Genomic DNA, 20,147 nt, shown 5'->3' on the forward strand with positions numbered 1-20,147 from the left:
GCCCGGACGTGACGGCCGGCGTCAGTCGTCCAGGGTTCCCGGGGGGAGCTGGGCGCCGATGGCGTGGAAGAGCTGGACTGCGGTCCCGAGGCCGCACGAGACGGTCTGGGCGAGCTGGTCGTCCGTCGCCCCGTGCTCGAGGTCGACGGAGACCTCGGCGTAGAGCGCGAGCCGGCCCGCCTCCTCGCGGACGTAGACCTTGGGCCAGATGCGCTCGCGGTTCCAGTCGTTCACGGCCTGCAGGGTCACGAGCCGCGACTCGAGGGGGAGCGACGTCGACCAGCGGCCCCGGACCTGCAGGATCTCGGAGCGGTCGCCGAGCAGCAGGAACCAGAAGCGGTGCCCGTCCCACGTGCCGGTGATGTCTCCGTCGTCGTCCACGCGGAAGTGGTACCCCCGCCGCGTGAGGTGGTCGCCGATGCGTGCCATGGACAGCGCGCGCGGCAGCTCCTCGTCGCGGGGTAGCGACTCGGGCGCCTTGGGGCGACGGTTGCCGAACAGGCGCGTGAACCAGTTGGTGCGGGCCTGCGTCATGGCGCCTGCCTCGCGGGGTCGGGGTAGAACTCGTCGAGCGCGTCGAAGAACATCGACCCGGTGCTCAGCCCGCACTGGAGGAGCTGGTCGAGCTGGTCGTCCGTCACCCCGTGCTCGAGGTCCACGGTCACCTCGGTGAAGACCTGGATCATCCCGTTGTCGCGCACGCGCGTGTACGTCTTGGGCCAGATCCGGTCCGCGTTCCACTCGTTGCAGAACTCGAGGATCTCCTCCAGCCGCTCGAGCGCGAGGTCGCGGTTCCACTGGCCGCGGACCTGGAGGATCTCGTCGCCGTGGCCGAAGAGCAGGAAGTAGAACAGACGGCCGTGCCACAGCCCGCCCACGTCACCGTCGGAGTCGACGAAGTAGCTGTATCCGCTGTCCGTGATCCACTCGATGACCCGGGAGAGCGTCAGCGGGGTCGGAGGGCGCAGCACGTCGGTCGCGACCTGCCCCAGCTCCCGCGCCAGGAGGTCCTCGACCTGCGACTGCAGCTCGTCCCCGGTGGGGCCGGGCACCGCCCCGCCGCCGTCCGGAGCCCCGCCGGGATCACCGTCCCGCCGGTCGTCGTCGTCCTGCGCCCCGAAGAACCTCACCGTCCCACCGTACTCGCGCGCGCCCCCGGACGCCGCATCGCCGACGTCGTCCCGACGACCGTTACGGTGGGCGCGTGACCGTCCGCGCCGTCGTCCTGCCCGGTACCCCGCTCCTCGTTCCCGGCGCCGCAGGCGCCGCCTCGGTGCTCGACGACGCGCGCGCCGCGGTGCTCGCGGCCCTGAGACGCCTCGTGGACGGTGTCCGGCGCGGGGAGGATGACGTGCCCGCCTCCGTGGTCGTCGTCGCCCCGGGAACCCCGCGGACGCGGGGGCCGGCGCGGGCGTCGCTCGCGGCGGCGGGCGTCGCGGACGCCTGGCTCGACGCCGCCTGGGCCGTCGCGGCACGAGGGCGCGCGGCGGACCTCCCGACGGCCGGGACGGCCGCGTCGGTCGGGCTCCTCGCTCTCGCCGGTGCAGGCTGGGCGGGCCCCGTCGACGTCGTCGAGCTCGACGACGTCGACCCGACCGCCGCGCACGCGCTCGGCGTGGACCTCGGTCGGCAGGGCGCGCGGCTGGTCGTCGTGCACGACCCGCGGAGCGCGGCGCCGGACGCGGTGCTCACCGGGTTCGGCGCCGCGCCCGACGCCGGGCACCGCCACGTCACGACGGGGGAGTACGAGCTGCGGCGCTACGAGGTGCGCTGGTACGACGACGGCACCCTCGCCTCCCCGGGGCCGGTCGGTTCGTCCGTCAGGCGCTGAGCCCCGCCCCGACGGCCGCCGCGTCCTGCTCACGACCGAGGCGACGCAGCGTCGCCACGAGCTCGTTCGCGACCGCCGTCCGCGCGTCCCGGTCGTGGACGATCGCGAAGCCCTCCATCGCGGACTCGAGCAGGTCGACGGCGTCCGCGTCGGCCCCGGCCTCGCTGCGGGAGCGTCCCGCGAGCCAGAACGCGTGGGCGGCGTCGCCGACCTGACCCGCGCGGGCGAACTCCTCGGCCACGGCCTCGGCGAGCGTGGCCGCGTCGTCGAGCTCTCCCGCGGTCGCCAGCAGCCGGGCACGGGTGTCCCGCAGGTCGCGGCGCTCCCGCTCATCGGCTGCGGAGTCCCGCTCGACGAGGTCGGCCGCGCGGGTCGCCGGGCCGACGACGTCGGGACCGGCGGCGTCGAGGTCGTCCAGCGTGCGCCGGAGCTGCGCGAGCGCGCTGGTGACGTCGCCGCGCCCGGCCTCCAGCCGGGCGTACGCGCGGACGACAGGACCGACGAACCGGGGTGCGACGCCGCCCGCGCGCAGCAGCGCGAGGGCGTGCACGAACGCCGGGGCGGCCCCGTCCTCGTCGCCCTCGACCGCGGCGAGCTGGGCCGCCTCGGCGAGCGCGAAACCCGCTCGGTCGAGGTGGCCGGCCGACTCCAGCAGCGCCGACGCGCGCCGCAGGAGCTGCGCGGCGCGCACCGGGTCCTCGTCCGCCACCTCCTCGGCGAGCCCGAGCAGATCCTCGGCGTCGGTGGGCTCGGCCATCGGGTGCTCGGCGTGCTCGGCACCGCCGGGCTCCGTGCCCGTGGTGCCGCCGGCGGGCGACGTGGCCGGGCTGCCCGACAGGAGCGCCGTCGCCTGGTCGTCCGCCTCGCTGGTTCCGTCCGTCGCCGGGGCACCCGGAGCCTCCGCCGGTGCCTCCGGCCCGACCGACAGCACCGAGAGGTCCACGAGCAGCGAGCGCGTCCCGTGGTCCCAGGCGGCGCGCAGTCGCTCGGTCGCGGCGGGCGTGCCGTTGCGGGCGTCGAACGAGCGTGCGAGCCCGGCCGCCTCGCGGCGTAGCCAGTCGTCGAGCTCCGCGACGGTCGTCGCAGGCACGTCGCGCAGGGCGACCGGGGTGTCGGCGTGCTCGGCCCGCAGCGCGCCCGTCGCGACGCTCGCGCTCGTGAGGAAGCCGAGCCGGTCGCCCGGCGAGTCGGCCTCCGTGAGGAACGCCTGGTGCTCGGCGAGCAGGCGCAGCGCGCGCGCCGCGTTGCCCGTGCGCGCGAGGAACTCGACGTGCCGGCCCTTCGGGCCCGTCATCGACACGCCGGTGTCGAGATGCCGCAGCCCGCGCCGGTGCGTGCGGGCCGCGGCCTCGGCGTCGCCGACCTCCACGTACGCGAGCTGCAGGTGGGAGAGCATGTCGCCGGGCTCCGTGGCGCACGAGGGCGACCCCTGCAGCACCTGCTCGAGGAGCCGGATGCCCTCTGCGTGGCGTCCCGTCTCGAAGAGGTACGCGGCACGGTCGCCCGGCTCGCACGCCTCGCACTGGGAGTAGTCGTCCCGCGGGGTCGCGACCCACGCGCGATAGGCGTCCTCGACGTCCGCGCCGCCGCGCTCGCGGGCCCACTCGAAGCGCTCCAGCGCGACGGCGTTCGTGCCGTTGCCCGCGAGCGCGTAACGCCGTGCCATGTCGTCGAGCGTGCGCTCGATCTGCGCGGCGGGGACCGTGGGGAACTCCATGAGGTGCCCGACCATCCACTTGAACGACCAGAAGAGCGAGTGCGCGTCCTCGGCGTCGAAGTGCTCGGGGTGCTCGTCCCACCAGCGCAGCATCTTGGTGAACGGCAGGTAGGCCTTGGTGACCTCGCCGCCCCAGACGAAGGACTCGACGAGGACGAAGAGCGCGTACGCGCGCGCCCCGTCCGGCCCCTCGGCCTCGACCCGCTCGACCTCGGCCGCGGCGGCCGTGGAGCGCGCGAGGCCGTAGGGCATGCGGCGGACGTCGTAGAGCGTGGCGTTCACCTGGTCCACGGACCGGGTCATCGGTTCTCCTCGTCGGTGTGCTGGTCGGTGTGCTGGTCGGGGTGGGAGACCGCGAGGGCGCGGTTCAGCAGGAGCGACAGCGAGTCGTTCATGAGCGCCGCCTCGACGGGCTGCAGCGCCTTGCCCGAGGCCAGCACCGCGGTCACGTACAGGGAGCGGGCGCCCGCGGCACGGACCTCGGCGTCGGGGCTCGCGAGCAGGTCCCGCACCGTGTCGTTGGCGTCGTTGAGGACGAGCCGGCGCGGCCGGGCCGGGCCGCTGAGGCCCGCGAGGACCTCGCCCCACAGGTCGTCGCCCGTCTCCGCGACGCGGGCCGCCTCGCGCGCGTGGTCGCCGTCGCGGTCGTGCAGCAGCATCGCCGGCAGGGCGTCCGGCTCGTACCGGCGCAGCACGACGTCGCAGTCCTGGTCGGCGAGCGCCGCGTCGACCGACGCGAGCGCGTCCGCCACCTCGAGCTCGCGCAGAGGCTCGACGTCGGCGAGGACGTGCGCGACGTCGGTGGCGGAGACCGGTGACAGCCGCCACTGCGGGAACCGCGCCGCGACACGTTCGAGCAGGTCGGCGTCGTAGACGTACCCGCCGTTGACGACGGCCAGGCCCTGGGCTGCCGCGACGGGGGCGATGCGGCGGAACTCCTCGACGCTCGACGTGTAGAGCAGGCGGCCCTCCGGGTGCGCCTCCGCGAGGTCGGCGAGCGTCCCGGTCCCGGCCGTCGTCTCGAACGGCAGCACGCGCGCCGCGACGTCGAGCATCTCGTCGTCGGTGAGCGCGAGCGCCCGGACCGCGAGGTGGTGCGTCTCCAGGAAGCGGCGCGCGAGGACGGTGTCCGCCGCGAGCGTCTCGAGCAGCCACCGGCGGACCTGCGCGCCGAGCGCGTCCCGGGTCGCGAGCAGGACCTCGTCCTCGTACAGGCCCTCGCGCGACGCGGTCGGCCGCAGCACGGACGCGTCGAGGACGCAGCGGACGAAGAACGCCCACGGGGGCAGGAGGTCGTCGACGGCGCTGCCGAGCAGCATGCGCTTGAGGTAGACGCGGTGCCGCGCCGTGGTCGTCGGCGCGACCGCGGCGGGCAGCACGTACCCGACGCCGGACAGCCCCGCGAGGGGCAGGTCGAGGTCGATCCGGGCGAGCGGGCCGAAGCCCAGCGTCCGCTCGGCGTAGGCCGTCAGCGCCGCGTCGCGCGCGGCGGGCGTCGGGTGCGCGGCACGCCAGGGGAGCTCGTCGCCGCTCAGCCGGCGCAGCACGACGGGGGCGTCCTCGCCGACCGGGGCCGCGTCGTCGAGACGTGTCTCGACGAGCAGCTCCACGGGCAGGAGCGAGCCGAAGTCCTGCGCGAGCGCGACCACGGTCTCGGGCGCGAGCCAGTGCTCGGTGTCCCGGCGCGGGCGCAGGCGCACGACGCTCCCCGGCTCCGTGGGCGCGTCCGGGTCGTCCGGGCCCAGCTCGACGAGCTCGTACCGCCCGTCGGCGCGTCCCCGCCAGCGCACCGGTGCGACCGGGGCGCCCGACGGGTCCGGGCGGGCAGAGCGCGAGACGAGCTCGATCTCGTCGGCGACCATGAACGCCGAGAGCAGCCCGATGCCGAACTGGCCCAGGAACTCCTCACGCCCTGAGCCCAGCTCGACGTCGCGCTTGGAGCTGCGACCGATGGTCGCGAGCAGCTCCTGCGCCTCGTCGCGGGTCAGGCCCACGCCCGAGTCGTGCACCTCGAGACCGCCGTCCGGGAGCGGGCGCAGCAGGATGCGGCTCGGTGCCTCCGAGCCCTCCAGCGCGACCCGCGCCGTGATCGCGTCGACCCCGTTCTGCAGGAGCTCGCGCAGGTAGACGCGCGGGCTGGAGTACAGGTGCCGGGCGAGGAGGTCCACGACGCCCCGCAGGTCGACCTGGAACGCCGCCGTCGCCTCCCCGTCCGGGGCCGTGCCGTGCGGGTGGCTCCTGCCGTCGGTGCGCTCGTGCGCCGCGCTCACCGCGCGTCGACGTCGGCGGTGCCGTCGGGGACGCCGCCCTGCGCCGCCGTGTCGGGGAAGCGCTCGTCGAGGGCGTCGAAGAACTGCAGGCCCGTGAACAGGCCGCACTCGACGAGCTGGCCGAGCTGGTCGTCGGCGACGCCGAACTCGAGGTCGGTCGCGACCTCGGTGTACACGGCGACCTGGTCGTCCTCGACCCGCGTGTAGACCTTGGGCCAGATCTTGTCGCGGTTGAACTCGTTGGCGACGAGCACGACCTGCGCCTCCGCCGCGGCGGGCAGCGTCCGGTTCCACCGGCCGCGGACCTGCAGGATCTCCTGCTTCTCGCCCATGAGGAAGAAGAAGAACACCTTGCCGTCCCAGTTGCCGCCGAGGTCCCCGTCGGAGTCGACGAAGTACTTCCAGTCGCGGCTCTTGAGGAACGCCTCGACCCGCTCGCGCGTCAGCGGCGCGTTCTGGCTGGTCGGGGCGGCGTCCGGCTTGGTGAAGAAACCCATGTCTCGAGTCCTTGTCGTCGGTGCGTGCGTCCGTGCGCCGCCCGCGGGAGGGCAGGTCGGGGCACGCGACGGGGTCGGTGGCGGGCCCGCGAGCAGGCGGACCGTCCACCGGACACACTACGCATCACCGCCCACACGACCCAGGCCCGGGCGACCCGGCCGGTACCGTTGCGCGGGTGAAAACCGAGCACGACCCGACCGCCGCGCAGCACGGCGACGACCGGCACGGCCGCCCCGTCGTCGTCGCCGTCGTGGGACCGACCGCGACGGGCAAGTCGGACCTCGCGCTCGACCTGGCCGAGCGGCTGTCCGTGCCCGGCGCGCCGGCGGAGATCGTCAACGCCGACGCGTACCAGCTCTACCGCGGCATGGACGTCGGCACCGCGAAGGTCCCCGTCGACGAGTGCCGCGGCGTCATTCATCACCTGCTCGACGTGCTCGACCCGGTCGAGGACGCGTCGGTCGCCCGCTACCAGGCCGAGGCCCGGCGGACGCTCGACGAGATCGCCGCGCGCGGGGCGCGCGCCGTCGTCGTGGGCGGGTCGGGCCTGTACGTGCGCGCGCTCCTCGACGACATGCGGTTCCCCGGGACCGACCCCGCCGTGCGCGCGGCGCTCGAGGCGCGCGCCGAGGCCGAGGGCACGCGCGCGCTGCACGACGAGCTCGCGCGGCGCGATCCTGCGGCCGCCGCGAGCATCGGCCCCGCCAACACGCGACGCGTCGTGCGAGCCCTGGAGGTCATGGAGCTCACGGGCGAGCCGTTCACGGCGAACCTCCCGCGGCAGGCCTACGTGCGCCCGACCGTCCAGGTCGGTCTCGACTGCGACCGCGAGGTCCTCGACGCGCGCGTGGCCGGACGGGTCGAGCGCATGTGGGCCCAGGGGCTCGTCGACGAGGTCCGCCGGGTGGAGGCGCAGGGGATGGGCCGCACCGCGCGTCGCGCCGTCGGGTACGCCGAGGTGCTGGCCGCGTTGCACGGAGAGACGACCGAGGACGCGGCGCGCGAGGCCGTGACCGCGAACACGCGCCGCCTCGCGCGCAAGCAGATGGGCTGGTTCGGCCGCGACCCGCGCGTGCACTGGCTCGACGCGCAGTCCCCGACGCGCGTCGAGGACGCGCTCGCGCTCGTCGCCGCGGCCGACGAGCACGCCGCCGCGGCCGCCCGGGGCGAGGCCGTCGGGCCGGACGAAGCGGACAGCGCGGCCCCGGTGCGCCGTAGTCTGGGCTCATGACGCGCACCCGCTTCACCAAGGGCCACGGGACCCGCAACGACTTCGTGCTGCTCGCGGACACGAAGGGCGAGCTCGACCTCACGCCCGAGCTCGTGCGCGCGCTCGCGGACCGCCGCGGCGGGATCGGTGGCGACGGCGTCATCCGCCTCGTCCCGACCGCGCTCGTGCCCGAGTCGCGCGAGGTGCTCACGGAGGACCCGCACGCCATCTGGTTCATGGACTACCGCAACGCCGACGGCTCCGTCGCCGAGATGTGCGGCAACGGCGTGCGCGTGTTCGCCGCGTTCGCCGAGCGGCTCGGGCTCGTCAGCTTCGCGGGCGGCAACGAGGTCCCCGTCGGGACGCGCGCGGGCGTCAAGCGCGTGCGCAAGGAGGACGACGGCTGGTTCGCGGTCGACATGGGCCGGTGGTTCCTCCCCGGTGGCCGGCCCGCGCTGCACGACGGCTACGACGCGACCGTCGTCGTCCGCGGATGGGAGGTCCCGCGCCCCGCGCTGAGCGTCGACCTCGGCAACCCGCACACGGTGCTCGCCGTCGCGCGCGAGGACGTGCTGGCGCGCGCGGACCTCACGGAGGCGCCGGTCGTCGAGCCGCACCCGGCGCACGGGACGAACGTCGAGCTCGTGGTGCCGCTGGGCGAGACGACGGCCGACGACGGCACGCTCGTCGGGCGCGTCCGCATGCGCGTGCACGAGCGCGGCGTCGGGGAGACGCCGTCGTGCGGCACCGGCGCGTGCGCCGCGGCGCTCGCGGTCCGCGTCTGGGGTGGCCCGGACGCGCCGGACACCTGGCTCGTCGAGGTCCCGGGCGGGACGGTGCGCGTGCGGGCGCTCGAGGGCGACCGCGTCGAGCTCGCGGGTCCCGCCGAGCTCGTCTACTCGGGCGAGGTCGACCTGGCGTCGCTCCTGCCCGCTCCGGCCGCCGCGGAGGACGACGACGGCGGTGCCACGACCGCGGACGACCACGAGGCCGAGCCCGTCGCGGCCGAGGACGACCGCGCGTCGGTCTGACGGCCGGGCTCAGCCCGGGGCCACGACCTCCAGCACCCGGAACCCCTTCGCGCTCGCGGCGCGCTCGACGACCGCGCCCGGCAGGAGCGGTGGCAGCGCCTCGGCGAGCCACCGCTGGAGCGAGTCCGACCCGAGGTTGCGCTGCACGACGAGGTGCGCGCTCGCGCCCGGCGCGAGGCGCGGGAGCCAGTGCAGCAGCATCGCGTGCAGGACGTCCTTGCCGACCCGGATCGGCGGGTTCGACCACAGCGCGGCGAACGCGACGTCGTCGGGTACCTCGTCCGGCACGACCGCACGGACGTTCGTCAGGCCCAGCCGCTCCGCGTTGCGCCGCACGAGGTCGAGCGCGCGCTCGTTGACGTCGACCGCCCACACGGTCGCGTCGGGGGCCTCCAGGGCCATCGTGAGGGCGACCGGGCCCCAGCCGCAGCCGAGGTCGAGGACGTGCGCCGCGCCGTCGTCGGACCCACCGTCCGCGCGGGCGGACCGGGTCGCGAGGACGGCGTCGAGCGGCGGTGTGGTCCGGAGCAGGACCTGCGTGCCGAGGTCGAGGCGCCCGGGGGAGAAGACGCCCGAGGCGACCTCCACCTCGACCTCGCGTCCGGCAAGGCGCACGGAGATCGTGCGGCGCTCGGCGGCGGACGCCGGCCGGGCGGTGAAGTAGTGCTCCTGCGCGCCGTCGTGCGCAGGGTCGACGGCGGGGTCCTGGTCCTCGGTCACGTCGGCCGATCCTACGCGGGCACGCCCTGCGGTGGCGGGGGTCCGGCCCGTCGGCGCGGGCCTCACCCGCTTATCCGCTGGCCTCGGGACGTTTTTCCGTGCCACGCTTGTTCTGTCACCAGGGCGCACGCGCGCCTCTTCCCGACGAAAGGCGGCACATGAGCGCTACCCCGGCAAACACACCGGCGAACCCCACCCCGGCTCAGGACGAGCCGACCGGCGCGACGCGGGACATCGCGAGCGACGTCGTGGCACGGGTGCTCGCTCGGGCCGGGACGGCGCGCGCCGAGGGCGGTACGGTCCATGCGCAGCACGACGGCGAGCAGCTCGAGCTCGAGGCGCGCAGCGCGTTGCGCCGCGTGGTCGGTCTGTCGACCGAGCTCGAGGACGTCACCGAGGTCGAGTACCGGCAGCTGCGCCTCGAGAAGGTCGTGCTCGTCGGGCTGTGGAGCCCCGGCTCCGACCCGCGCGAGGACGGCGCACCCTCGTCCGCGGAGGAGGCCGAGATCTCGCTGCGCGAGCTCGCGGCCCTCGCCGAGACGGCGGGCTCCCAGGTGCTCGACGGCGTCATCCAGCGCCGCGCGAAGCCCGACCCGGGCACGTACCTGGGCTCCGGCAAGGCGGCCGAGCTGGCCGACGTCGTCGCCGCCAGCGGCGCCGACACGGTCGTGATCGACGGCGAGCTCGCGCCCTCCCAGCGGCGTGCGCTCGAGGACATCGTCAAGGTCAAGGTGATCGACCGGACGGCCCTGATCCTCGACATCTTCGCCCAGCACGCGAAGTCCCGGGAGGGCAAGGCGCAGGTCGAGCTCGCCCAGCTCGAGTACCTCCTCCCGCGCCTGCGCGGGTGGGGCGAGTCGATGTCCCGGCAGGCCGGTGGTCAGGTCGGCGGCGCGGGCGCGGGCATGGGCTCGCGTGGTCCGGGTGAGACGAAGATCGAGCTGGACCGCCGCCGCATCCGCAACCGCATGGCGAAGCTGCGCCGGGAGATCCAGGCGATGGCCCCGGGCCGCGAGACCAAGCGCGCATCGCGCAAGCGGCACGCGGTCCCGTCCGTCGCGATCGCGGGCTACACGAACGCGGGCAAGTCGAGCCTGCTCAACGCCATCACGGGCGCGGGCGTGCTCGTCGAGAACGCCCTGTTCGCGACGCTCGACCCCACGGTGCGCCGCACGCGCACCGAGGACGGTCGCGTGTACACGCTCGCCGACACCGTCGGGTTCGTCCGCGCCCTGCCGCACCAGCTCGTCGAGGCGTTCCGCTCGACGCTCGAGGAGGTCGGCGACGCCGACCTGCTGCTCCACGTGGTGGACGCCTCGCACCCCGACCCCGAGGGGCAGATCGCGGCGGTGCGCCACGTCCTGGCCGACATCCCGGGCGTGGAGGACGTGCCCGAGGTGATCGTCCTCAACAAGGCCGACGTCGCGGACCCCGAGACGATCGCGCGGATCCGTCTGCGCGAGCGGCGCACGGTGGTGGTCTCGGCGCACACGGGCGAGGGGATCGAGCACCTGCGCGAGCTCATCGCGCACGAGCTGCCCCGACCGGACGTCGAGATCGACGTCGTCGTGCCCTACCACCGCGGCGACCTCGTGCACCGGGTCCACACCGAGGGCGAGATCGACCACGAGGAGCACACGCCCGAGGGCACGCTCCTGCGCGGTCGCGTCGCCCAGGCGCTCGCGACCGAGCTCGTCGGGGCCTCGGCCCAGGGCTGACCGGCGGCCCGCACCGGACCCCGGCCCGACGCTCTCCACGACCCCGTGCGGCACCTGCCGCACGGGGTCGCGCCGTGCCCGGCGCCGTCGTCCACAGGGCCGCCGCCCCGTGGGCGACCGACCGTAGACTCGGCGGGTGCCCCCCTCCACGCGACCCGCCCCCGACCGCGTCGACGCCGAGGGGCCGGGGACGACGGCCGGTGCCTCGGCGGGCGAGGTGCCCGACGTCGACGCGCTGCTCGACGTCGCCGTCACGCGCCTCGGCGGTGCGCGGCGCGACGGCCAGCACGCGATGGCGCGCGCGGTCACGGATGCGATCGAGGGGTCGGAGCACCTCGTCGTGCAGGCGGGGACGGGCACGGGCAAGTCGCTCGGGTACCTCGTGCCGGCCGTGCGGCACGCGGTGGCGACCGACGAGCGGGTGATCGTCTCGACCGCGACGCTGGCGCTCCAGCGCCAGGTCATCACCCGCGACCTCCCGCTCGTCGCCGACGCCGTGGCGGACCGCCTGCCCCGCCCCGCCACCATCGCTCTCCTCAAGGGCTGGCACAACTACCTGTGCGTCCACAAGATCGCGGGCGGGTACCCGGCCGACGAGCCGACGCTGTTCGACCTGCCGGACGAGTCCGCGGGCGCCGCCGACCACCCCGCCGCGCGCGGCGGGACCAGCGCGGCCGCGCTCGGCGAGCAGGTCGTGCGCCTGCGGGAGTGGGCCGACGAGACGCCGACCGGCGACCGGGACGACCTCGTGCCCGGGGTGAGCGACAAGGCGTGGCGGCAGGTCTCGGTCACCGCGCTCGAGTGCCTCGGCCAGCGGTGCCCGATGCTCGCCGAGTGCTTCCCGGAGAGGGCGCGCGCGACGGCGCGGGAGGCGGACGTCGTGGTGACCAACCACGCGATGCTCGGCATCGCCGCGATGGGCTCGCCCGGGGTGCTGCCCGAGCACGACGTGCTCGTCGTCGACGAGGCGCACGAGCTCGCCGACCGGGTGACCGCGGCGGCGACGGTCGACCTGTCGGTCCCGGCGATCGAGAGCGCGGCGCGCCTCGCGCGGCGGCACGGGGGCGTGACGACGGACGCGCTGGACGCCGCGTCGGCCGCGTTCGGGACGGTCGTCGGCGCGCTGCCCGCCGAGCGGTTCCCGGACGGGCTGCCCGACGGCGCGCGCTCGGCCGTCGCCGCGGTGCGCGACGCCGCGCGCGAGGTGCTCTCGACGCTCAAGCCCGAGACCGGGGTCACCAAGCCGGCCCAGCCCGACTCCGGGCTGAAGATGGCGCAGTCGACCATGCTGCAGCTCCTCGAGGTCGCCGAGCGCATGGCCGCCGACCCGACGGGGCACGACGTGCTCTGGTGCTCGCGGCCCGGCGAGGGCGGCTGGTCGTCCGACCGCTTCGGGGAGGGTGCGAGCCGTCTGCACGCCGCCCCGCTGGGCGTCGCGGGCCTCATCCGGACGCACCTGCTGGCCGAGCGGACCGGCGTGTTCACGTCCGCGACCCTCGCGCTCGGCGGGAGCTTCGACGCGGTCGCTCGCACCTTCGGGCTCGGGAGCGGCGGTGAGGAGAAGTCTGCCGACGCGCCGCGGTGGCGCGGGCTCGACGTCGGCAGCCCGTTCGACTACGCGCGGCAGGGCATCCTCTATGTCGCCAAGGGCCTCCCGACGCCCGGCCGCGAGGCGTCCACGGAGCACCAGCTCGACGAGATCGCCGCCCTCGTGGAGGCCGCGGGCGGGCGCACGCTCGGCCTGTTCTCGTCACGCCGCGCCGCGGTCGCCGCGGCGGAGGCGATGCGCGAGCGGCTCGACGTGCCGATCCTGTGCCAGGGGGACGACCAGCTCCCGACGCTCGTGCGCGAGTTCGCCGCCGACCCGGCCACGTGCCTGTTCGGCACGCTGTCGCTGTGGCAGGGCGTCGACGTCCCGGGGCCGTCGTGCCAGCTCGTGCTCATCGACCGCATCCCGTTCCCGCGCCCGGACGACCCGGTGAAGTCGGCCCGGGCCCGGGCCGTCGAGGCCGCGGGCGGCAACGGGTTCATGCAGGTCTCCGCGACGCACGCCGCGCTCCTCCTGGCGCAAGGAGCCGGCCGGCTCGTCCGGTCCACGGCGGACCGCGGCGTGGTCGCGGTCCTCGACCCGCGCCTCGTGACCGCGCGCTACGGGACGTTCCTCACGCGGTCCATGCCGGGGTTCTGGCAGACGACGGACCGCGACGTCGCTACCGCTGCGCTCCAGCGCCTCGCCGCCCTAGGCTGAGTCCTTTCCCGCGAGCATCAGGGAATCCAGCGAACTTCACGGAGGCGACATGACGACGAGCACGTCCCCGCAGGGCACGGGCGACGCGACCACGGGCGGAACGGGAGGGGGAGCGCGGACCACCAAGCTCGCGATCGTCGGGGCCGGCGCCGTCGGGTCGACGCTGGCCTACGCGGCCCTCATGCGCGGGGCCGCGCGCACGGTGGCGCTCCTGGACGTCAACCGGGCGAAGGTCGAGGCGGAGGTGCTCGACCTCCAGCACGGGATCCAGTTCATGCCGATGGCCCGCGTCGAGGGGTCGGACGACGTCGCGGTGTGCGCAGGGGCGGACGTCGTCGTCGTGACCGCCGGGGCGAAGCAGAAGCCCGGCCAGACGCGGCTCGACCTCGCCGAGGGCACGATCGGCCTCATGCGCACGATCCTGCCCGGGCTGGTGGAGGTCGCCCCGGACGCGGTCTACGTCATGGTGACGAACCCCGTCGACATCGTGACGTACGCGGCGCTCAAGTTCTCCGGGCTGCCGCCGACGCAGCTCTTCGGCAGCGGGACCGTGCTCGACTCGTCGCGCCTGCGCTTCCTCGTGGCCCAGCACTGCGGCGTCGCGGTGCAGAACGTCCACGCGTACATCGCGGGCGAGCACGGCGACAGCGAGATCCCGCTGTGGAGCTCGGCGACCATCGGCGGCGTGCCGCTCCTCGAATGGCCTGGTCTCGGCGGACGGGGCCCTCTCACCGGGGACGTCCGTGACGACATCGCGCGCGAGGTGGTGCAGTCGGCCTACCGGATCATCGAGGGCAAGGGTGCGACGAACTACGCCGTCGGGCTCGCGGGCACGCGCATCATCGAGGCCGTGCTCGACGACGAGCACCGCATCCTGCCCGTCTCGACGCTCCTGGACGGCGCGTACGGGCTCGACGACGTCTGCCTCTCGCTGCCGACGCTGGTCGACCGCCGGGGCGCCGCCGAGCGGGTCGAGGTCCCGCTCGCCGACGCGGAGCTCGCCGGCCTGCGGTCGTCCGCCGAGTCGCTGCGCGCCGTCGCCCGCCGCTTCGGTCTCTGACCGACCGGGCCCGCGGCCCGGGTCCGAGCACCGCGAGAGCCGGGTGGTCGACGACCACCCGGCTCTCGGCGTGCGGAGGGTGGGGACCCCGGTGGGTCAGAGGCTGCGCAGGACGGAGACGACGCGCCCGAGGACCTGGGCGTCGTCGCCCGGGATCGGGTCGTACGCGGCGTTGTGCGGCATGAGCCAGACACGACCGTCGGCGCGGCGCAGGGACTTCACCGTGGCCTCGCCGTCGATCATCGCCGCGACGATCTCGCCGTTCTCCGCGACCGGCTGGCGGCGCACGACGACCCAGTCGCCGTCGCAGATCGCGGCGTCGATCATCGAGTCGCCCTGGACCCGCAGGAGGAAGAGCTCGCCCTCGCCGACGAGCTGGCGGGGCAGCGGGAAGACGTCCTCGACGACCTGCTCCGCGAGGATCGGCCCGCCGGCCGCGATGCGTCCGACGACCGGGACGTACGACGGCGCGGGGTGCGCCTCGTCGTACGCGGGCTGGGGCGCGCCGCCCGCCGCCCCGAGCGGGGTCGCGCGGCGCGCGTCGTCCGGCTGGACGACCTCGATCGCGCGGGGACGGTTCGGGTCGCGCCGCAGGAAACCCTTGCGCTCGAGCGTCGTGAGCTGGTGCTTCACGGACGACGGGCTCGTCAGGCCGACGGCCTCGCCGATCTCCCGCATGCTCGGCGGGTAGCCGCGCTGCTCGACGCATGCGCGGATGGTCTCGAGCACGAGGCGCTGCCGCGGCGTGAGCCCGTCACCCCCCGCCGACCCGTCCGGGAGCTCGCGCACCTCGGCGAGCCCCCGTGCCCTGTCCGTGCCTCGTGCCGCCATGGTCGCTCCGCCTTCGTCCGTCGCGGCCGCCGACGCCTCCCGGCCTGCGGCCTCCCCTCCCCGGGGCGTGCGCACCGGGACCTCGGTCGTTCCTCCAGGTCCGAGCGGACATGTCCGGCGAACCGACCTGACCCCAGGCTAGGGGAGGTTGCGACACGAATCAAACACCTGTTCGAGCATGTCTCGACTCTGTCGGTCGTTCGTGATAGACCTTCGTACAGGTGTTCTACGTACACGTGTTCGACCGACCCGGTCGGCACGGAGGCGAAGGGCTCGCGGCGTCCGATCGACCGGGGAAGGCGATCGGGCCCGCGGGCCGGGACGGAGCAGGCATGGATGCGATGGCGATCTCGGCGGTCGGGCCCCTCGGCCGCGCGGACGGGGCTGCGGTGCCGGAGCGTGCGGGCGAGCGACCGCTGCGACTGACGCGGCGGGGCCGCGTGGTCCTCGTGCTCCTGGCGGCCGTGGTGCTCCTGCTGGCCGCGCGCGTGGGCGTCGCCGTCGCGAGCGGGCCGGGGGAGCCCGTGGAGGTCCGGGTCCACGTCGTCGCCGCAGGGGAGACGCTGTGGGAGCTCGCGCAGGGCGTGGCCGCGCCGGGTGAGGACCTGCGCGACGTCGTGAGCGGGCTCGCCGAGCTCAACGGGCTCTCGTCGTCGGGCCTCCAGGCCGGGCAGAAGATCCTCCTTCCGGCGTCCGCGTAGAGGAGGCGTTGCGGGTCCGCCCGTCGGTGTCGGCGGGGACGAGAGTGCGATGTGACGCAGGACACGGTGCGGATCCGGTGCGCACCGGCCGCCAGGGGTTGCGTGGCTGATTAGGTTCACCTAAGTTAGTGGCACCTCACAACGCCGGCTGGGGGGCTGGGCGGACGGGGCGAGGAGCACGCGGTCCACCGCGACTCCTGTGCACGTCGCCGCGCGTGAGGCGAGTCACGCGCGAGATGGGGACGGGGGCGTCCCGACGGGGGCGGTCGACCACGACCGCCCCCGTTCTGCTGTCCGCGAGCCGTCGCCCGCTCGCGGCCGTCCAGTCCTCGGGCGGGGCGCGGCGTCGGAGGCGTGTTGCACCGCCCCGCCGCGACGGCATACGTTCGTCGCGCCGACCCGTCGGCGCCGACCGCGGAGGAGCCCGCCATGCACTGCCCGTTCTGCCGCCACGCGGACTCCCGCGTCGTCGACTCGCGCACCTCGGACGACGGCGCGTCGATCCGTCGGCGTCGCCAGTGCCCCGAGTGCAACCGCCGCTTCACGACGATCGAGACCGCGAGCCTGTCCGTGGTCAAGCGCTCGGGCGTCACGGAGCCCTTCTCGCGCGAGAAGATCGTCAACGGCGTGCGCAAGGCCTGCCAGGGGCGCCCCGTCAACGAGGACGACCTGGCGGTGCTCGCGCAGCGCGTCGAGGAGACGATCCGGGCGAGCGGCAGCGCCGAGCTCGACGCGTACGAGATCGGGCTCGCGATCCTCGGGCCGCTGCGTGAGCTCGACGAGGTCGCCTATCTGCGGTTCGCGAGCGTCTACCAGGCGTTCGACTCGCTCGAGGACTTCGAGAGCGCGATCACCTCGCTCCGGGTCGAGCGCGAGGAGCGCGAGTCGGCGGCGGCACGAGCCGAGGGCCCGGACGGCGCCGCTCCCGCAGCGGACGTGCACGAGGAGTCCACGCCGCACGCCTGAGGTCACGTCCCGTCCCGTGGCCCTGCCCGCCGTCCACGAGACGTCGGTCGCGCCGGGCTACAGGTCGCTGGACCGCGATGCCCAGATGTTGATGCCGGTGTCCGCGGGCAGGTCGTCGACGGCGGCGAGCTCCTCGGCGGAGAGCCCTGGCGCGTCGAGCGCCGCGAGGTTCTCGTCGAGCTGGCGTGTCGAGCTCGCGCCGAGCAGGACCGAGGTGACGCGCCCGTCCCGCATCGCCCAGAGGATCGCCGTCGTGGCGAGGCTGCGCCCGTGGTCGCGGGCGAGCCCGTCGAGACGGCGGACGTGGTCGAGGTTCGCCTCGGAGAGGAACGCCGGTCGTAGCGGGCCCCCGCGCGCCGCGCGAGAGCCGTCCGGGACCCCGCGCAGGTACCGGTCGGTGAGCATGCCCTGGGCGAGGGGAGAGAAGGCCACGACGCCGAGGCCCTCGGCACCGGCGACGTCGAGCACGGACGCGCCTGCGGGGTCGTGCGGGTCGGGCTCCTCGACCCACCGGTTGAGCATCGAGTACGACACCTGGGTCACGACGAGGTCGACGCCGAGCTGCTCCGCGACGCGCAGCGCCTCCCGGGTGCGGCGCGCCGAGTAGGAGGAGATGCCGGCGTACCGCGCGCGTCCCGAGCGGACCGCGGTGGCGAGCGCGCCGACGGTCTCCGCGAGCGGCGTCGTCGGGTCGAAGCGGTGGGAGTAGAAGATGTCGACGTGGTCGAGCCCGAGGCGGCGCAGGGACGCGTCCAGCGAGGAGAGCAGGTACTTCCGCGAGCCGCCCTCGCCGTAGGGGCCGGGCCCCATGCGGTAGCCGGCCTTGGTCGTGACGACGAGCTCGTCGCGCACCGGCCGCAGCTCGCGCGCGAGCAGGTGGCCCAGCGACTCCTCGGCCGCTCCGCCCGGCGGGCCGTAGTTGTTCGCGAGGTCGAGGTGGGTCACCCCGCGGTCGACCGCGTGCAGCACGATCTCGCGCTGCGTCGACCGCGGGTCGGCGTCGCCGAAGTTCTGCCAGAGGCCCAACGAGAGGGTCGGCAGCGTGAGCCCTGAGCGACCGAGGCGGCGGTGCGGCAGCGGGCCGCGGTCCGTGGGCGACGTCGCGGGTGGGCGAGCGGCGGGGGCGGGGGTGGCGTCGGGCGGCACGGGGCCGACGCTACCGGACGCCGACCGCCCGCCCGTCGTGGAGCCGGGGGGCTCGGGGACAAATCAGGTGGCGTCCGGAGGCGCGGTGCGGGAGGCTGGCGAGGTGCCCGCACCGTCGGGCCGACCGCAGTGCACGACCGAGTTCCCCATCCGACGAGGAGACCGCCATGGCGTCCGACCAGCAGCGACCCGCTGCAGACACCGCACCGACCGACGAGGCCAAGGCGAAGTTCCGGGAGGCGCTCGACCGGAAGAACGCGGCGCGCCACCGCACGGCCGACGGCGAGTCCAACACCGGGTCGGTGCACGGGTCCGAGACCGTGGGCCCGGTCCAGCGCACGTTCCGCCGCAAGTCCGGCTGACCGTCCGGACCCGCCCAGCGCTCGTCGTCGTCCGGTCGCCCCGTCGGGGCGGCCGGACGACGCATGTCCGGCGCAGCGGCCGCTGCTAGGTCTCCGACCGGGCGAAGCGTCGCCCCGTCAGCTCGTGGACCTCGATGACGACCCACTCCTCCGTCGGCACGTCGACGACGGGAACGAGAGGGGCCGTGTCCTCCAGGACGGCGTCGACCTCGTGCTCTGTGCGCACCCGGTGCGCAGTACCGTGGGCGACGACGCTCCAGGCCCCGTCGTCGTCGACGTGGTCCCACTCGAGCGCCACGCGCTCGTTGGTCGTGAGCGTCGCGAGCTTGGTCCCGGGCACGGTGCGGAACGCGAGCGTGCGCTCGTGCGCGCGGACGGTCACGGGGTAGATGTCCGGCTCGCCCCGCACGCTCACGGCGAGGCGTGCGACGTGGGTCCCCTCCACGAGGTCCCACGACGCGTCGGCGTCGAGGATCTGCGGCCCGTCGTGCGTGTATCCGGTCATGCCTCATCGTGGCACCGCCGCGCACGGGGCGCTCAGCGGCGAAGGTCATGCCGCCCGAGGACCTTCGCCGCGTGCGCCGGGGTCACCGGTGCACGCGGCGAAGGTGCTTCGTGGTGGGCCTCAGTCGAGGACGCGCAGGGCGATCGTCTGCTCCATCGCGGCCAGCGCCTCGATGACGGCGGGCTCGACGCGCGAGCCGACGTCCGTGACGACATAGCCGATCTCGCCACGCGTGGCGAGGAGCTGGCCCTCGATGTTCGTGCCGTGCTCCGCGAGGGTCGCGTTGACGGCTGCGAGGACCCCCGGCGTGTTCCGGTGCAGGTGCGTGATGCGCGTGATCCCGGTCGTCTGCTCGAGCGCGAGGTTCGGCACGTTGACGCTGAGCGTCGTCGAGCCCGTCGTGAGGTAGTCGCGCAGCTTGGCCGACACGAACTGGCCGATCGCCTCCTGCGCCTCCTCGGTCGAGCCGCCGATGTGCGGCGTGAGGATGACGTTCGGCAGGCCGCGCAGCTCGGAGTCGAAGCTGTCGCCCTTGCGCTTGGGCTCCTGCGGGAACACGTCGACGGCGGCGCCGGAGACGCGGCCCTCGACGATCGCCTCGCGCAGCGCGCCGTAGTCCACGACGAACCCGCGCGACAGGTTGAGGAAGATCGAGCCCTGGCGCATGCGGGCGAACTGCTTGGCGCCGAACAGCCCGGCGTTGCCCTGACGGCCGTCGACGTGCAGCGTGACGACGTCCGCCTGCTCCAGCAGCTCGTCGAGCGTGTCCATGCGCCGCGCGTTGCCGAGCGCGAGCTTCTCCGCCGTGTCGTAGAAGACCACGGACATGCCGAGGTTCTCCGCGACGACCGAGAGCTGGGTCCCGATGTTGCCGTACCCCACGATGCCGAGCGTGCGGCCGCGGACCTCGTGCGCCCCCTCCGCCGACTTGTCCCAGCGGCCCTCGTGCAGCGCGCGGTCGCGCTCGGTGAGGCGGCGCGTGAGCGCGATGATCTCGGCGAGAGCGAGCTCGACGACGGAGCGCGTGTTCTGGAACGGGGCGTTGAACACGGCGACGCCCTGTGTCGCGGCGGAGCGCAGGTCGATCTGGTTCGTGCCGATGCAGAACGCGCCGAGCGCCACCAGGTCGGGCGCGTTCTCGAGCACGTTCGCGGTGACGTTCGTCTTGGACCGGATGCCGAGCAGGTGGACGCCGTCGAGGGCCTCGATCAGCTCGGACTCGTCGAGGGCGCCGGTGCGGACGGTGACGTCGATGCCCGCCGCCTCGAGGTTCGAGGCGGCGAGAGGGTGCAGGTTTTCAAGGAGGAGGGCGCGTAGCACGCTCCCATGGTGC

19 protein-coding genes are annotated in these 20,147 nt (G+C 74.9%); 9 read left to right on the top strand and 10 right to left on the bottom strand.

Annotation, left to right across the window (positions count from 1 at the left end):
* Positions 1-21 precede the first annotated feature (21 nt).
* On the bottom strand, positions 22-534 hold the full coding sequence (locus JOE63_RS10360) for a YbjN domain-containing protein (RefSeq protein WP_087471786.1): 513 nt from the start codon (positions 532-534) through the stop codon (positions 22-24).
* Positions 531-1,130, bottom strand: a complete 600-nt coding sequence (locus JOE63_RS10365; protein WP_374059020.1) for a YbjN domain-containing protein — start codon at positions 1,128-1,130, stop codon at positions 531-533. The genes JOE63_RS10360 and JOE63_RS10365 overlap by 4 nt, the downstream gene beginning before the upstream one ends.
* A 74-nt stretch (positions 1,131-1,204) precedes the next feature.
* Here JOE63_RS10365 and JOE63_RS10370 point away from each other — a divergent pair, with 74 nt between their 5' ends.
* On the top strand, positions 1,205-1,831 hold the full coding sequence (locus tag JOE63_RS10370) for a hypothetical protein (RefSeq protein WP_204541150.1): 627 nt from the start codon (positions 1,205-1,207) through the stop codon (positions 1,829-1,831).
* On the opposite strand, the gene JOE63_RS10375 is transcribed toward JOE63_RS10370, so the two are convergent.
* The 3 genes from JOE63_RS10375 to JOE63_RS10385 all read right to left on the bottom strand — a co-directional run bounded on the left by JOE63_RS10375 (position 1,821) and on the right by JOE63_RS10385 (position 6,315).
* Positions 1,821-3,851: a hypothetical protein gene (locus tag JOE63_RS10375; protein ID WP_204541153.1), complete on the bottom strand. Its 2,031-nt coding sequence runs from the start codon at positions 3,849-3,851 to the stop codon at positions 1,821-1,823. The genes JOE63_RS10370 and JOE63_RS10375 overlap by 11 nt on opposite strands.
* Positions 3,848-5,716 carry an HSP90 family protein gene (locus tag JOE63_RS10380; RefSeq protein WP_445082675.1) on the bottom strand — a complete coding sequence of 623 codons (1,869 nt, stop codon included), beginning with the start codon at positions 5,714-5,716 and terminating at the stop codon, positions 3,848-3,850. Before JOE63_RS10380 ends, JOE63_RS10375 begins: the two co-directional genes overlap by 4 nt.
* Before the next feature lie 98 nt (positions 5,717-5,814).
* Positions 5,815-6,315 carry a YbjN domain-containing protein gene (locus JOE63_RS10385; RefSeq protein WP_087471790.1) on the bottom strand — a complete coding sequence of 167 codons (501 nt, stop codon included), beginning with the start codon at positions 6,313-6,315 and terminating at the stop codon, positions 5,815-5,817.
* 176 nt (positions 6,316-6,491) lie between these two features.
* Between JOE63_RS10385 and miaA the strand changes: the two genes are divergently transcribed.
* A complete protein-coding gene (gene miaA / locus JOE63_RS10390) occupies positions 6,492-7,547 on the top strand; it encodes a tRNA (adenosine(37)-N6)-dimethylallyltransferase MiaA (RefSeq protein WP_204541159.1) in 1,056 nt (351 codons plus the stop codon).
* Positions 7,544-8,557, top strand: a complete 1,014-nt coding sequence (gene dapF / locus JOE63_RS10395) for a diaminopimelate epimerase (RefSeq protein WP_204541162.1) — start codon at positions 7,544-7,546, stop codon at positions 8,555-8,557. Before miaA ends, dapF begins: the two co-directional genes overlap by 4 nt.
* Positions 8,558-8,566: 9 nt before the next feature.
* On the opposite strand, the gene JOE63_RS10400 is transcribed toward dapF, so the two are convergent.
* Positions 8,567-9,277 (bottom strand): class I SAM-dependent methyltransferase, encoded by a 711-nt coding sequence (locus JOE63_RS10400; RefSeq protein ID WP_204541165.1) that lies wholly within the window; start codon positions 9,275-9,277, stop codon positions 8,567-8,569.
* Positions 9,278-9,435: 158 nt separating this feature from the next.
* On the opposite strand from JOE63_RS10400, the gene hflX reads away from it, so the two are divergent.
* The 3 genes from hflX (at position 9,436) to JOE63_RS10415 (ending at position 14,303) form a co-directional block, all read left to right on the top strand.
* Complete coding sequence (gene hflX, locus JOE63_RS10405) at positions 9,436-10,995, top strand: GTPase HflX (RefSeq protein WP_087471794.1); 1,560 nt, start codon at positions 9,436-9,438, stop codon at positions 10,993-10,995.
* A 136-nt stretch (positions 10,996-11,131) separates the two neighbouring features.
* The gene (locus tag JOE63_RS10410; protein WP_374059021.1) at positions 11,132-13,243 is read left to right on the top strand and encodes an ATP-dependent DNA helicase; all 2,112 of its coding nucleotides are present in this window, start codon (positions 11,132-11,134) and stop codon (positions 13,241-13,243) included.
* A gap of 49 nt (positions 13,244-13,292) precedes the next feature.
* Positions 13,293-14,303 (top strand): L-lactate dehydrogenase, encoded by a 1,011-nt coding sequence (locus tag JOE63_RS10415; protein WP_087471795.1) that lies wholly within the window; start codon positions 13,293-13,295, stop codon positions 14,301-14,303.
* A 96-nt stretch (positions 14,304-14,399) separates the two neighbouring features.
* Here the strand turns inward: JOE63_RS10415 and lexA are convergent, their stop codons facing one another.
* Positions 14,400-15,134, bottom strand: coding sequence for a transcriptional repressor LexA (gene lexA / locus JOE63_RS10420; RefSeq protein WP_204541168.1), 735 nt, complete (start codon positions 15,132-15,134; stop codon positions 14,400-14,402).
* Positions 15,135-15,466: 332 nt separating this feature from the next.
* Between lexA and JOE63_RS10425 the strand changes: the two genes are divergently transcribed.
* Both JOE63_RS10425 and nrdR read left to right on the top strand, forming a co-directional pair.
* A complete protein-coding gene (locus JOE63_RS10425; RefSeq protein WP_239576681.1) occupies positions 15,467-15,835 on the top strand; it encodes a LysM peptidoglycan-binding domain-containing protein in 369 nt (122 codons plus the stop codon).
* 429 nt (positions 15,836-16,264) lie between these two features.
* Positions 16,265-16,801 (top strand): transcriptional regulator NrdR, encoded by a 537-nt coding sequence (nrdR, locus tag JOE63_RS10430; RefSeq protein WP_239576682.1) that lies wholly within the window; start codon positions 16,265-16,267, stop codon positions 16,799-16,801.
* A 57-nt stretch (positions 16,802-16,858) separates the two neighbouring features.
* Here nrdR and JOE63_RS10435 read toward each other — a convergent pair whose 3' ends face one another.
* A complete protein-coding gene (locus tag JOE63_RS10435; protein WP_204541171.1) occupies positions 16,859-17,947 on the bottom strand; it encodes an aldo/keto reductase in 1,089 nt (362 codons plus the stop codon).
* A 167-nt stretch (positions 17,948-18,114) separates the two neighbouring features.
* On the opposite strand from JOE63_RS10435, the gene JOE63_RS10440 reads away from it, so the two are divergent.
* Positions 18,115-18,309, top strand: a complete 195-nt coding sequence (locus JOE63_RS10440) for a DUF5302 domain-containing protein (RefSeq protein ID WP_204541174.1) — start codon at positions 18,115-18,117, stop codon at positions 18,307-18,309.
* 85 nt (positions 18,310-18,394) lie between these two features.
* Here the strand turns inward: JOE63_RS10440 and JOE63_RS10445 are convergent, their stop codons facing one another.
* Both JOE63_RS10445 and serA read right to left on the bottom strand, forming a co-directional pair.
* Positions 18,395-18,814 (bottom strand): pyridoxamine 5'-phosphate oxidase family protein, encoded by a 420-nt coding sequence (locus JOE63_RS10445; RefSeq protein WP_204541177.1) that lies wholly within the window; start codon positions 18,812-18,814, stop codon positions 18,395-18,397.
* Between the two features lie 120 nt (positions 18,815-18,934).
* Positions 18,935-20,134, bottom strand: a complete 1,200-nt coding sequence (gene serA / locus JOE63_RS10450; RefSeq protein ID WP_087471799.1) for a phosphoglycerate dehydrogenase — start codon at positions 20,132-20,134, stop codon at positions 18,935-18,937.
* Positions 20,135-20,147: the final 13 nt, after the last annotated feature.

Source organism: Cellulosimicrobium cellulans, from assembly GCF_016907755.1.
Taxonomy (GTDB): Bacteria; Actinomycetota; Actinomycetes; order Actinomycetales; family Cellulomonadaceae; genus Cellulosimicrobium; species Cellulosimicrobium cellulans_D.

Coding starts and splice junctions, on each gene's coding strand:
- hflX (WP_087471794.1), top strand. CDS start 9,436: ATGAGCGCTACCCCGGCAAACACACCGGCGAACCCCACCCCGGCTCAG.
- dapF (WP_204541162.1), top strand. CDS start 7,544: ATGACGCGCACCCGCTTCACCAAGGGCCACGGGACCCGCAACGACTTC.
- nrdR (WP_239576682.1), top strand. CDS start 16,265: ATGCACTGCCCGTTCTGCCGCCACGCGGACTCCCGCGTCGTCGACTCG.
- JOE63_RS10360 (WP_087471786.1), bottom strand. CDS start 534: ATGACGCAGGCCCGCACCAACTGGTTCACGCGCCTGTTCGGCAACCGT.
- JOE63_RS10445 (WP_204541177.1), bottom strand. CDS start 18,814: ATGACCGGATACACGCACGACGGGCCGCAGATCCTCGACGCCGACGCG.
- JOE63_RS10385 (WP_087471790.1), bottom strand. CDS start 6,315: ATGGGTTTCTTCACCAAGCCGGACGCCGCCCCGACCAGCCAGAACGCG.
- JOE63_RS10440 (WP_204541174.1), top strand. CDS start 18,115: ATGGCGTCCGACCAGCAGCGACCCGCTGCAGACACCGCACCGACCGAC.
- JOE63_RS10415 (WP_087471795.1), top strand. CDS start 13,293: ATGACGACGAGCACGTCCCCGCAGGGCACGGGCGACGCGACCACGGGC.
- JOE63_RS10375 (WP_204541153.1), bottom strand. CDS start 3,851: ATGACCCGGTCCGTGGACCAGGTGAACGCCACGCTCTACGACGTCCGC.
- lexA (WP_204541168.1), bottom strand. CDS start 15,134: ATGGCGGCACGAGGCACGGACAGGGCACGGGGGCTCGCCGAGGTGCGC.
- JOE63_RS10425 (WP_239576681.1), top strand. CDS start 15,467: ATGGATGCGATGGCGATCTCGGCGGTCGGGCCCCTCGGCCGCGCGGAC.